Consider the following 12,611-nt stretch of genomic DNA (forward strand, 5'->3'; position numbering starts at 1 on the left):
CGTATTACCATTACTCATTGTGAAAAATCACCTTCTTCGATCATTGTATTAAAGTCCAATGCAGACTCTTTGATTACCTCAAAGGTACCATATAGATTAACCTTTCCGAAGCCCCACTGTATATTTGGATATGCTAAGTTGCTTTCTCGTTGACACCCACTAATCAAATAACTTCTAATGAGATCGGAATCCATTGCCGTTTTATTTCCGTTGACAATTCCCCACTCGAACAGCAATGCGGTAATGCCTGCCGTTATGGCGGCTGCTACACTGGTTCCTGTCATTGTTCCATAACCTGTAGGATAAATCCCTTTTACATCTACTCCGGGAGCAACAAAATCCGGTGCAATCCGGAATAACCTGGTCGGCCCCCACGATGAGGATACAAGTAGGCTCTGATCCTTGCTGTTATATGCACCACATTTAATGGCGCGTAAGGCTGTAGAAGGAATTACAGTTGTATACTCAGGTGTCGGTCTCAAAAATTCAACAGTGGGACTGATCTGCCCGGTGATCGGAAGCCATGCCCAATATTCGCCGTTGATAATCAGATCCCCGTATAGAATAATATTCCAGATTCCCTGAGTGGCATTTTTGAACGAAACAATTACATTATTGTTGTTATCTCGAAAGTATCGAAGGGTGATTCTGGTATTTTCCAAAACAAGCTGATTGCTGTATTCGAGCCCCGATTGAAACGATACTCTGGGTACTGCTTCGCCGGTGGGGGATGTGACTCCTGCCGATATTTTATCATATCCTGGGCTGTGAATAATGACTGTAAACGATGCCCCTTGCTCCCCCACCTTGATGCTGATTCGGTCTGCGGCTCTTGTTGCAGGTATTCTCCCTTGGGTATGGTGTTTCGCATTGGCCTCGTTTCCGACTGCTGTGATAAAGGCATACCCCACTCGCTGGGATACGAGGCTGATATACTCCTCGATCAATGTGCTGCCGTCATGTGCGCCATCGTTTGTTCCCATTCCGATACACATAACAATCGGCATATTGAATTTATCCGACGCATCAAGAATATATTTCATTCCAAGCATATAATCGGTAGATTCATACAGATTGGGGTTGTCATTTGTGACCAGATAACGATCTATCAAATACTGACTGGCTTTTTTCAGTTTGACAATGAGTAAATATGCTTTGGGTGCCGCACCAATATATTCGCCTGGTTCATTACTCGCCGCCACAGAGGCCAAAAACGTTCCGTGACCATCCTCATCCACCGACGGCACAATGCTGTAGGGATCTGAAGAGCGATTGGCGTTATTAATATCGTCACTTGTATATGTGGAGCCAAAGTATAAATCATCCTGTCTTTTTCCATCAACGGTTTGATCCCAAATTCCCAAGATTTTTGTAGAGCCGTCTTCAAACTTAAAGGCATCTTTTCGATAATCAATTCCTGTATCCACAATACCAATGATAACACCCCGACCAGACAAATTTAAAAATGGCTGATTAAGAACCCGCGTAATTCCGGATGCATCATTACTCTGACTATCTGTAGGTGACATGATTCGAGGCAAAAAATATAAAAAGTCACCACCCAGGTCATTCACCAACTGTGATACATAAGCTTGATTGATATAGCCTACAATATATCTGTTTTCAAATTCCGTTCCAAGACGTATGTAGGGACGACTCCTGGCAAATATTTTAAATCTTTCCGTATTGAGAACTTGAAAATCTACTGTGGTAGGCAATTTTACAAACTCTGAAAGCGGAAGATTCAGTTCGTCATCTATATTTAAAGCCATTGATGATCTCCTCCCCGTTTGTATCGTTCCAAATAACTCATTGTATTACTCAAACATAATGTACCGTAGCCAAACGAGGCATTTGGATAATCCTGATTCTGTCTGCGGTTAGCACCCAGACGTAAAAAAGCTTTCAGCCGTTCACCGTATAGGAAAGGATCATTTTTCAAAACAATTCCCCACTGCATCATTAACGCTGCCGAGCCGGTAACAAACGGCGCTGCCATGCTCGTGCCTGTATAGGCATCATAGCCGCCACCGTTCTTCGGTGCTAAAATAGAAACAGCCGGGGCTGCCACATCCGGCCTGGGTTCTGCCTCCTCTGCGCTCCCAATTCCAGAGAATTCAGCAATACTTCCAATCCGATCGTTGTAACCTGCGACTTTGATTACCTTCCTGGCTGTAGACGGTATCGTCATGGTCATTGTTTCAATCGGTTTAGTAAAACGAGTACTGGAAGTAACCTCTTCCACCGTCGGCAGCCAGATTTCAATTCTTCCGTTTACAATCGAAGCCGTAACAAAACGCAATTTCCAAAGCCCGGAGGGAATACTTCCGTTAGTAGATTGAATGTTAAAACTAATTTCCTGTCTAACAGAATAATGACTCGGCTGTCTATAGATAACAGTCATGACAGAATTACCAACACGAATATTCCGAATTTGGTTTTCCAAACTGATGATTCCCGAGGAGAAGCCGTCGGGATAAACCATCTCCACTGAGAATATGTCGGCAAAATCTTTCCAAACGGAAAGGAAACATTTACTGATTTCGTTTGCAACAAAAAATTCAACAGTCTTTACACTGTCAGAACGCAATTTTGTCGAATAATGATGCCCGGCTGCAGCCTCGTTGCCTGTTGGTACAACAATGGATGTTTTCCATTCGCTGCTGATATCTGAAATATAGGTTTCAAATAAGGAATCCCCACGGTGAGAACCGTCATTCATGCCGAAGCTAATATTAATCACGACTGGCTGATTGAGTTGACGGGATTTTTCAATGACATATTTTATTGCGCGCATTAATTCTGTTGTACGGGCAAAAGGATGAAACCCTCTTTGACCAATTTTAACAACTATCAGATCTGACTCAGGAGCAACTCCAATGTTATCAGGATTCTCACTTCCGTTTCCTGCCGCGATCCCGGCAACTGCTGTACCGTGACCTCCGGTATCTATGCTCGGAACCACGGAGTATGGATCCAACGATTGTATCGCCTGATCAATCTGTTCGTTCGAATATTCAGAACCGCCCGAAAATCCATCGGGCGGTGTTCCTGCAACTGTCTGATCCCATAAGTATAATATCCGGCTTTTTCCATCTGCTCTTCGGAAGTCGGGGTGCATATAGTCAATCCCATAGTCAATAACCGATACAATGACTCCTTTACCTGTTAAGCCATAACTGTTTGTGCTTTGAACGGCACGGATACAGGAGGAGGTAAGGTTGTATAAACCTTCAATGTATAGATTCTTTGGGATTTCAATGCTTTCAATTTGCGGATAGGAGTATAACCGTCCGATCTTATTCGGACTTAATGTAATAATGGCATATCCTTTCAGCAAAATTTCCACTTGGGCATCCAAGTCCTGTCTGATAGGTTGAATATCGCCGCTGAATTTTACAATTACCTCTGTTAAATCGCTCTGCATAAAATCATTATCAGCACCTTCGACAAATGTAGGCATAAATTGTGCGTGCAGCAAATGTCCTTGGTTCCTTTAAAAACCGGTCACGTTGATTCCTCCGAACACTAATCCTATTTGACACCAGGAATTAGTAATATGCATAGATCCGGGATATTGGAATGCGTTGATATATCCATTGACTTTGGATCAAAGCATATCCATCCACGAAACTGCCACGAACCGAGTTAATATGAAACCAGTACCCATTTTTGTTTCTCAACCATATAAATACGATCATTTTTGAAAGATTTTTTAAATCGTTTAACGCAATTCCAGATAAACAACAATCCGGACTTGGTTTAAAATTTAATAATAGTTTATGCGTACGCGATGCAGAGTATGACTTAATCATGTTGGTCTCCTTCAGTTCTGCACATAAAAAACTCTATGATAAGGGTGTGGATATACTCTCTCCTTAATTATTTGTATGCCGTTCTATGGCGAGCTGTTACTTCTATCAAACTCCGCTTTGTATCTTTGCCAATGACATAGCAAACTACTCAAGCTGCACAGATAAGGTAAAATAAGGGACCTGTTGACAAAGTGGCGTATAAACCCTTCCTATGGTACAATAACTATAGGGAGGGATGCTGCATGATGGGATACCAAAGCAGACAAATGGCAATGATTTTCGTGGATATGGAGTCATTAATCCCGGAAAACCACCTGCTGCGGAAAATCGACCGGATGGTATCCTTCAACTTCATCTATGATCTTCTGGCGCCGTATTATCCGGCAACAGGTCGCCCATCCATCGACCCTGCCAGTATGTTTAAAATGCTCTTGATCGGATATCTGTATGGCATCAAATCAGAGCGGCGGCTGGTAGAGGAAGTTCGGCTCAATATTGTCTATCGCTGGTTCTGTGGATTTGAACTGGATGACGCCATCCCGGATCACTCTACATTCAGCAAAACCAGGACGCGAAAATGGCAGCAGAGCGCTCTCTTTCAGAAAGCTTTCTATGAGATTGTCAAACAGTGCGTAGCTGGCGGTCTTATCGACGGAAAAGCCATGGCTGCGGACGGAAGCTACATTCCAGCCAACGTATCCAGAGAAAGCTGGATCGATATAGAAATCGAAGTTGAACAGAGTATGCAGAGCGATCTTGATTCCCTGGATGAAGAGCTTTCCAACCAACCGGGGTTCAAAAAGCCGCCAACGAGAATAGCAAGGAAGTGACGCACCACCAGCCAGACAGATCCAGACAGCGGCTATATCAATCACGGCAGCAAACGCGGCATTGGGTATTTGATGGAAGCAACTGTGGACTGTAAACACGGCATTTTAACAGGTGTTGATGTATGTCCTGCCAATGAGAAGGAAAGCCTTCTGGTCTTGCGGCATTTGGAACGGCAGATAAATCTTGGCATCCCAATGAACCGGCTTGCTCTGGATCGTGGATATGAGACTGGTGCTGTTCACCGGGGGCTGGAGCTGTTGGGTATTACCGGATATATCCCCGCGATCCAATTCTCCAATCCACCCGAGAAGTATGGATTCTCCTACGATCCACAGTTGGACGCATTCATCTGCCCGGAAGGAGTCCCTCTTACATACCATAGGCTAAATTGCAACAAATCAACCGGTAAATATCTGCGTTGCTACCAAGTCGAGAGTGATGTCTGTATGCACTGTTCAAAACGGCCGAACTGTTTTGACAAGGCCGGAATTCGGCGCAGGGTGCTGGCCAGCATCTGCTATCCGGCATTTTACAGAGGACATCAGCGTGTTGGGACTCCTGAATACCTATCCCTGATACGGCTTCGTAAAATCTGGGCCGAGGGCAGTTTCTCTGTCTTGAAACGGGAACACTGCATTTCAAAGATTCGAAAAAGGGGCATTCTTGCAGCAACGGAAGAATGCCTCCTTGCAGCCATGGCCCTAAACCTTAAGAGGATGGCAAATGCCATCTTTTTTATCTCCATATTTACTATTCTGCCGATACCTCTGCGAGTTTCGGCAGAATTTTTGCCTTTGTCAACAGGTCCAACTCTTGACGGCACCACCAGGCAAAACAACCGTTGTCCTTCCGCCGGCCTATTCCTGCGCATTTTTTACATTTTCGGACCCAATATCCACCAGTTTCTTTTGTAGTCAAAATATGACCTCTTTGGGCGTATTCGCCATCCACTGCGCCAGAGAGATGTCCGAGTAGTGGCTGGAATTGAACACTTCCAGATAAATCAGTGTCTCGTCCCCAGTGTTCTGGATATAGTGGAACCCTCCCACAGGCACATAGCCTACGTCCCCTGCCTGGTGGTTAAAGGTGCGGGCCTTGGGGCCGGGCATAAAGACAGTCCTGCGAGCCTTGCCCCCCACATAATACTGGAACTCATCGTTGTTGGTGTGCCAATGGATCTCTCCCGCATGGCCCCCGGCTCAATCTCCACCATTGCCATCGTCACCGTCTCACAGGCGGGGCAGAGCCGCGTGCTACACCCGTACATCCTCCAGCCGCTCTGCCGGCGGGGCGCAGGCGCCCTCCCGGCACAGGTAATAACGCGCCCCTGCCGCGGGGCAGGGGTACTCCGCCGTAAAGGGCGCCAGCACGGCCAGCCTGGCCCCGTTCTCCGGCGTCTTTACCAGGACGGTGAGGCCGGGTCGGGACCGCTTGCCCAGAAAGGCCACAAGCTCCGCCGGGATTTCCCGTGACGTGCAGACCAGCTCGGCGGTGGGCCAAAGCTCCTCCAGCAGCGCCAGGAGGGTAAAGCTATGCCCCGCCGGATTGTCTTGCGCCGCTCCCGCCAGGTATCGGAATTGAAGCTCCGCCGCCGTCCGCCAGCGGGTCTCTCCGGTCAGGCGCGCCAGCCGCGAGAGCACCAGCGCCGCCGCCGCATTTCCGGAGGGCATGGCGCCGTCGTAGGTCTCCTTGGTCCGGGTGATGAGCTGCTCCCCCTGTTTGGCATAGGGGTAAAAGCCGCCCCCCGCCTCGTCAAAAAAGTCCTCCAGCAGCCGCCGGGCCGTCCGCTCCGCCTCCTCGAAGCATTCGATCCGAAGGGTGGCCCCATAGAGCTCCAGCAGACCCCAGGCATAAAACGCATAGTCCTCCAGCTTGCCCAGGTGGGCGGCCTCCCCCTCCCGCCAGCGGGCCAGCAGGCCGCCGTCCGCGCCGGTCAGCTCCCGCCGGATGAACGCCGCCGCCCGCTGCGCGGCCTCCAGGTAACAGGGCTCCTCCAGAACCAGCCCCGCTCGGGCCAGGGCGGCGATCATCAGGCCATTCCAGGCGGTGAGGACCTTGTCGTCCCGGTGGAGCCGCGTCCGGCCCTGCCGGTAGCTGCGGACACGGGCCAGAAGGGCCCTCAAGTCCTCCGGCTCCGTCTCCCAGTCCGGTGTGTCGATGAGGTTTGGGATGCTTTTCCCTTCAAAATTCCCCCGGCCAGTCACCCCGAACCGGCGGCAGAAGAGCTCCGCTTCCGATCCCAGATGCCTTACCAGCTCTTCTGGCGTAAAGACGTAATACTTGCCCTCTACCCCCTCGCTGTCGGCGTCCTGGCCGCAGCAGAATCCGCCCTGAGGGTCTGTGAGCTCCGCCAGTACATAGTCCAGCGTGCGCCGGACCACAGTCCGGTAATAGGAGCGGCCGCTTTGCTGATACGCCTCCAGATAGGCCATTGCCAGCAGGGCGTTGTCGTAGAGCATCTTCTCAAAGTGGGGCACCAGCCACCGCCGGTCGGTGGAATACCGGGAAAAGCCGCCGCCCACATGGTCGAAGAGCCCGCCCCGGCACATATGCTCCAGGGTACTCTCCGCCATCTCCCGCGCCCCCACGTCTCCCGTCCGCCCGGCGTAGCAGAGCAGGAACAGAAGATTATGTGCAGCCGGGAACTTGGGGGCCTGGCCAAAGCCGCCCCACTGCCGGTCAAACATCCGGCGAAAGAGCGCCGCCCCGGACTCCACCAGCTCCCGTTTCGGTACGCCGGGCCGGGCCGCCTCCTCCCGCCGGAGAAATTCAGTCAGCGCATCCCCCGCCGCGAGCAGGGTCCCGCGGTCCTCCCGCCACAGCCGCGCCGCCTGGTCCAGCAGGGACAGCAGTTGCCGCCGGGGGAGATAGGTTCCCGCCCAGAAGGGCTTTTGCTCCGGAGTCAGCAGCACCGTGAGGGGCCAGCCGCCGGAGCCAGTCTGGGCAATACAGGCTGCCATATAGACCGCATCCACGTCCGGCCGCTCCTCCCGGTCCACCTTGATGGGGAGAAAGGCCCCGTTGACCGCCTCTGCCACCGCTTCGTCCTCAAACGATTCGTGCGCCATGACATGGCACCAGTGGCAGGTGGAGTATCCAATGCTCAGCAGCACCGGCTTATCCTCCCGGCGGGCCTCTTCGAAGGCGTCCGCTCCCCAGGGCCGCCAGTCCACGGGGTTTTCCGCGTGCTGGAGCAGGTATGGTGATTTTTCATATTGCAGTCGGTTCGGCATGGTGGTTTCTCTCCTTTACGTATTCAGGCGCAGAAACGTCCGGATGTTCTCTGTCTCTTCCTCCAGGTCTGCATGGAGCCGGCCCATGCGGTCGCAGAGGCCCAGCAGGGCGACCTCTTGGATGTCGGCATGGGCCTTCATCCCCGCTGCATCGCCAAAGGGCAGCCCCTTTGCCGCGAAGAGGACCTGCATGTGGGATCGGACCAGGGCGCAGACCCGGTCGATCATGGCTGGCTCCATGGAAAACCCGGACAAAAACCGCCGGGCCAGCTCTGCGCCAACCTTGTCATGGTCGTAGGAGGTGATTTTCCCCCTCCGGACCCGCGTCGTGTCCGGCTTGCCGATATCGTGGAGCAATGCCGCCCACATCAGCGCGGCGGGGCAGCGGCTCTCTGCCCGCCGCTTTGCCGCCTCGTCCACCACCAGCATGGTGTGGTTCCACACGTTCCCCTCCGGGTGGTGTACCGGAGACTGAGGCGTGTCCTTCAGCCGCCGCAGCACCGCAAACGCCGGGGGCGTCGGTTCGGCAAAGAGCCGTTCCAGTGCCACGCTGGGGCGGACATCCTCCATCAGGTGCCGTTCCACCGCCCGAAACAGCTCCTCTTCCGCCGCCGTATGACCGGCCGGCTCGTCTGCCTTCCGCACGCTGCCATCACCTCCCTGCTAGTATTGCGGATTTGGGCGGGGTTATGCCGGGGCATCCTCATTCTTCGCCCCCCTTCAAAAAGCATCAAAATGCGCATGGCTTCCAATCGCAAGCCATGCGCATTTTGAATGTCCTCACTGTCGGAAGAATCCCACCATCGGGTGAGTCAGGTCATAGATCAGCACACCCAGTAAAACTGCTACCAGCACACAGCACAAAAAGAACAGGCGATACAGCCACTTCTCCTTCCCCTCGATGGTCCTCTCATATAGCCGAATCAGATCCTCACCCGGCGGCGATGGCTCCCCGCCGCCCGGCGTCTGGATTCCGGCCAGCTCATCCAGCGACCCGCCCATGGCCATCACCATGTCGCATACGGTCTGAAAGCTGGGGTTATCGGTCTGACCGGCCATGATACGGTTGATCGTACCCACCGGCACCCCTGACAAATCCGATAATTGTTGGTTCGTTAACTTTCTTTGATCTTTCAGTTCCTTCAGCCGCGTCGAAAGCATTTTTTATCACCTGCGATTATCCATTTTATCACGGCCGTCGTCCTGATCGATGGCCGCCGTTCACATTGGCGTTTGACGGCTTGCGTCCCTTGCCTTACGATATTGCCACAGAGTTCCAACTACATTTTAACATTATTCTTTGTGCGATGTAAAGCACCAATCTCCACAACAAGATGGGAGCGTAAGACGATGACGAAGAGACGCCCGCTGAATGATTTGGGGCTATGGCTGCTGCCGGAGCTCAACCGGCGCAACATCCCGCAAAAGGCCTTTGCGCGCTTGCTGCACACCACGCCGCAGAATCTGACCGACCTGCTCCGGGGGAGGCGCTTCCACAGCCAGACCCTCTCCCAATGGCAGGCCCGCTGCCAGGGAGTGCTGGACATGCTGGACCGGCAGTCGCCCGATACCGCGGTCCCCACCGAATGCGGGGCGCGCTATCAGGCCATCTGCTCCACGGTGGAGGACGTCACACTGGGGACATACACAACCTATGGCCTTCAGTGTCTCTGTCACCAGTCGGACGCCTGGGTCCAGATCCGCGTCATCCGCGACATCTCCACCTACCGGGAGCCCGTCCTGCACCTGGCCAATCAGCTCAACGCCTGTCACCTGTCCCCCCTCCACTTCGAAGAGGTCGTGCTGGATCACATCGGCCGGTAGGTCGCCAGCCCCACAATGGAATACTCCCCCGTCAGCCTGTACTGTCCGCTACCCGGCGCAGCCACTCCGCACTGCCGGGGACCGGGGTACCTGCAAATATATGTTTATTTTGGAGGTATCAAGCATGGTCAAGTACATTCCCGAGCCGTTCCGCATTAAAATGGTGGAAAACATCAAAATGCTGACCCGAGAAGAGCGCTGTGACAAGATCCGGGAGGCGAACTACAACCTGTTCCGCCTGAAGGGGGAGGATGTCTACATCGACACCCTGACGGACTCCGGCACCAACGCCATGAGTTCGGAGATGTGGTCGGGGCTCCTGCGGGGCGACGAGGCCTACGCCGGCGCGAAGAGCTACTACCGTTTTATCCAAGCCTGTCAGGACGTGTTCGGCTACGGCTTTTTCTGCCCGGTACACCAGGGCCGGGCGGCCGAAAAGGTCCTGTTTCCCAACCTTTTGCACCCAGGAACCTACGCCCTGGCCAACCTGTTTTTTGACACCACCCGCGGCCATGTGGTGCTCTCCGGTGCCCGAGCGCTGGAGTGCGTCTGCGAGGAAGCCAAGCACCCCGAGCTGGTCGCCCCCTTCAAGGGAAACATGGACACCGCGCTCATGGAGCAGACCATCCTGGAAAAGGGCCCGGAAAACGTGGGGCTGGTGGTCATGACCCTAACCAATAACTCGGCCGGCGGGCAGCCCGTCTCCATGGCCAACCTGCGGGAGGTATCCCGGATCTGCCAAAAATACGGCATCCCGCTCTGCATCGACGCCGCCCGCTATGCAGAAAACGCCATGTTCATCAAGCAGCGGGAGGCGGGTTACGCCGACAAAAGCATCCCGGAGATCGTGCGGGAGTGCTTCAGCTACGCCGATATGTTCACCATGTCCGCCAAAAAGGATACGCTGGTCAATATGGGAGGTGTCATCGGCATCAAGGACCCGGACAGTCCCCTGATCCCCGGCATCAAGGCCAACTGCATCAGCTTCGAGGGGTTCTATACATACGGCGGCCTGAACGGGCGCGACCTGGAATGCCTTGCCGTGGGCCTGTACGAGGGCATGGACGAGAGCTACCTGACCTACCGGCTGGGCAGTATCGCCTACCTCGGCGGCCGCCTGGATGAGCTGGGCATCCCCTATCAGAAGCCGGCCGGCGGACACGGCATCTTCCTGGACGCCCAGAAGTTCTATCCGCAGATCCCGTGGTACGAGTTCCCCGGTCAGGTCCTGAGCGTGGAGCTCTACAAGGAGTGCGGCATCCGTGCCTGCGACATTGGTTCCTACATGATGGACCCGGACCCGGACACCGGGGAGGCGGTGCGTTCCATCAACGAATTCACCCGTCTTGCCATCCCCCGCCGGGTCTACACCCAGTCCCATTTCGATCTGGCGGTGGAGGCCATCCACAACGTCTGGCAGCGGCGCGAGGAATTGCAGCACGGTTACCGCATCGTGTGGGGTCCAAACGTGCTGCGCCACTTCCAGGCCACGCTGGCCCCCATTGATGCATGATCCTCCCCAGCTCCCCCCAGAAATCAGACGGGAAAGAATGAGGTGTTTTCATGGGAGAAGCAAGCAAGACCAGTGCCCCAAACCGGGCACAGTGGGGCGACCGCTGGGGATTCATCTTGGCCTGCATCGGCTCCGCCGTGGGCATGGCCAACGTCTGGGCCTTTCCTTACCGGGCCGCCAAATACGGCGGCGGCGCGTTCCTGGTCGCCTATTTTACCATCGCGCTGTTCCTGGGTCTGATCGGCGTGTCCGGCGAGATCGCCTTTGGCCGCTGGGGGCGGACCGGCCCTTTGGGCACCTTCCGCAAGGCCCTGACCCGGCATAATCTGCCGCTGAAAAGCATCGGCATCATTCCCGTGGCGGGCTCTCTGGCCATTGGCATCGGATATGCCGTAGTCATGGCGTGGGTCTTGCGCTATACCGCCGGGTCGGTCACCGGATCGATGCTGTCCGGTGATACCGGCGCCTACTTTGGCGCCATCGTGGGCGACTTTGGCAGCATCGGCTGGCACATGCTGGCCCTGGCCATTACCTTCGTCGTCATGATCGCCGGCATCAACAGCGGAATCGAGCGCATCAACAAGTTTATGATGCCCCTGTTTTTTCTTCTCTTCCTCATCATGGCCATCCGGGTGGCTTTCCTTCCGGGCGCCGCCGACGGCTACCGCTATCTGTTTATCCCCCAGTGGGAATACCTGCTCAAAGCCGACACCTGGGTGTATGCCCTGGGACAGTGCTTCTTCTCCCTGTCCCTGGCCGGCTCCGGCACAGTGGTATACGGCTCCTACCTGAACGATGGGGAAGACTGCATCGTCTGCGCCCGACGCATCGCCATTTTTGACACTCTCGCCGCCATCCTGGCCTCCATGGTGGTTATCCCCGCCGTATTTGCCTTCGGACTGGACCCCTCCTCCGGGCCGCCCCTGATGTTCATCACCATGCCCGCCATCTTCCAGAGCATTCTGGGCGGGCGGCTGATTTCCGTGATCTTCTTCATCGCCATCCTCTTTGCCGGCCTCACCTCCATCGTCAACCTGTTTGAAACGCCCATTGAGGCCCTGCAAAACCGCTTCCAGCTCTCGCGGGTAAAGGCCAGCCTGATCGTCACCGGTGCCGCGGCCGCCGTCGGCGTCTTTATTGAAAACGGCGACGTGGTCAGCGCCTGGATGGACGCTGTCTCCATCTACATCATCCCCATCGGCGCATTGATCTCCGCGGTACTGCTCTTCTGGGTCATGGGCGGCGACTTTGTCCGCTCGGAAATGGGCAAGGGTCGGGCCTCGCGGCCTGGACAGTGGGTGACCTATCTGGGCAAGTATGTATTTTGCCTGGTCACGCTGGCCGTCATCATCCTGGGCATCGCCAAAGGGGGGATCTGAGCCGCTTTTCCCGCCG

At 54.4% G+C, this 12,611-nt stretch carries 10 protein-coding genes and 1 pseudogene; 5 read left to right on the forward strand and 6 right to left on the reverse strand.

What is annotated here, in order from left to right:
* Positions 1-14: 14 nt before the first annotated feature.
* Positions 15-1,772, reverse strand: a complete 1,758-nt coding sequence (locus BN2154_RS15030) for a S8 family peptidase (RefSeq protein ID WP_094762303.1) — start codon at positions 1,770-1,772, stop codon at positions 15-17.
* Positions 1,763-3,463 (reverse strand): S8 family peptidase, encoded by a 1,701-nt coding sequence (locus BN2154_RS15035; protein ID WP_195892291.1) that lies wholly within the window; start codon positions 3,461-3,463, stop codon positions 1,763-1,765. Before BN2154_RS15035 ends, BN2154_RS15030 begins: the two co-directional genes overlap by 10 nt.
* A gap of 594 nt (positions 3,464-4,057) precedes the next feature.
* On the opposite strand from BN2154_RS15035, the gene BN2154_RS01590 reads away from it, so the two are divergent.
* Both BN2154_RS01590 and BN2154_RS15040 read left to right on the forward strand, forming a co-directional pair.
* Positions 4,058-4,645: a transposase gene (locus tag BN2154_RS01590; RefSeq protein WP_050617124.1), complete on the forward strand. Its 588-nt coding sequence runs from the start codon at positions 4,058-4,060 to the stop codon at positions 4,643-4,645.
* Positions 4,646-4,717: 72 nt separating this feature from the next.
* Positions 4,718-5,560: a transposase gene (locus BN2154_RS15040; RefSeq protein ID WP_094762305.1), complete on the forward strand. Its 843-nt coding sequence runs from the start codon at positions 4,718-4,720 to the stop codon at positions 5,558-5,560.
* On the opposite strand, the pseudogene BN2154_RS15045 reads toward BN2154_RS15040, so the two are convergent.
* The 4 genes and pseudogenes from BN2154_RS15045 to BN2154_RS01615 form a co-directional block, all read right to left on the reverse strand.
* A pseudogene (locus BN2154_RS15045) lies at positions 5,561-5,830 on the reverse strand (cupin domain-containing protein); the annotation flags it as partial.
* Positions 5,831-5,899: 69 nt separating this feature from the next.
* Positions 5,900-7,879, reverse strand: a complete 1,980-nt coding sequence (locus tag BN2154_RS01605; RefSeq protein ID WP_050617127.1) for a thioredoxin domain-containing protein — start codon at positions 7,877-7,879, stop codon at positions 5,900-5,902.
* Positions 7,880-7,894: 15 nt separating this feature from the next.
* Positions 7,895-8,524 (reverse strand): HDIG domain-containing metalloprotein, encoded by a 630-nt coding sequence (locus BN2154_RS01610; protein WP_242853666.1) that lies wholly within the window; start codon positions 8,522-8,524, stop codon positions 7,895-7,897.
* A 135-nt stretch (positions 8,525-8,659) separates the two neighbouring features.
* Positions 8,660-9,040, reverse strand: a complete 381-nt coding sequence (locus tag BN2154_RS01615) for a helix-turn-helix domain-containing protein (protein WP_050617128.1) — start codon at positions 9,038-9,040, stop codon at positions 8,660-8,662.
* 189 nt (positions 9,041-9,229) lie between these two features.
* On the opposite strand from BN2154_RS01615, the gene BN2154_RS01620 reads away from it, so the two are divergent.
* The 3 genes from BN2154_RS01620 to BN2154_RS01630 all read left to right on the forward strand — a co-directional run bounded on the left by BN2154_RS01620 (position 9,230) and on the right by BN2154_RS01630 (position 12,595).
* Positions 9,230-9,703, forward strand: a complete 474-nt coding sequence (locus tag BN2154_RS01620) for a DUF6514 family protein (protein ID WP_050617129.1) — start codon at positions 9,230-9,232, stop codon at positions 9,701-9,703.
* A 124-nt stretch (positions 9,704-9,827) separates the two neighbouring features.
* Entirely contained in the window at positions 9,828-11,216 is a 1,389-nt protein-coding gene (locus BN2154_RS01625) for a tryptophanase (protein WP_050617130.1), read from the forward strand.
* A 50-nt stretch (positions 11,217-11,266) separates the two neighbouring features.
* On the forward strand, positions 11,267-12,595 hold the full coding sequence (locus tag BN2154_RS01630) for a sodium-dependent transporter (protein WP_050617131.1): 1,329 nt from the start codon (positions 11,267-11,269) through the stop codon (positions 12,593-12,595).
* Positions 12,596-12,611 lie beyond the last annotated feature (16 nt).

Source organism: Intestinimonas massiliensis (ex Afouda et al. 2020) (assembly GCF_001244995.1).
GTDB classification, from domain to species: domain Bacteria; phylum Bacillota; class Clostridia; order Oscillospirales; family Oscillospiraceae; genus Intestinimonas; species Intestinimonas massiliensis.